The 372-nt window shown below is 69.1% G+C and carries 1 protein-coding gene; it reads right to left on the reverse strand.

Annotation, left to right across the window (positions count from 1 at the left end):
• Nucleotides 1-33: 33 nt before the first annotated feature.
• Nucleotides 34-372: hypothetical protein (locus tag KHA85_RS17285; protein WP_213186727.1), on the reverse strand; the 339-nt coding region annotated here is incomplete at its 5' end.

The following is a 372-nucleotide window of genomic DNA, read 5'->3' on the forward strand; positions in this document are numbered from 1 at the left end:
GTTCACGGTGACGCTCGAGGAGGCGCTCAAGATCTACTCCGAGCCGAGTGCACTGAGAGATTGCGCTCGCGGATGCAGGCGACCCTCGAGCGGCGACGCCGAGAGGTGACCCTCGCCCACCTCGAACTCGACGCGCTGGTTCTCCTCGAGCGACGGCGGAGAGCGCGGAGGAGGAGACCGGACGTTGACCAGGTGCGCCCCCGACTCCTCCCGGCCAGCTCGGGGAAGCGCTCGGCGGGATCCGCTCCCTGACGCTGCCCTCACGCGGACACGATCGTCAGCCTGGACGATCGCCTCCTCGATGAACGCGCGTCGCTCCTCGGGTTTGGACTCGAGGATCTCGGCCGCTGTTGCGCGAGCCCACGCGCGTAC

The organism is Dietzia massiliensis (assembly GCF_018390595.1).
Classification (GTDB): domain Bacteria; phylum Actinomycetota; class Actinomycetes; order Mycobacteriales; family Mycobacteriaceae; genus Dietzia; species Dietzia massiliensis.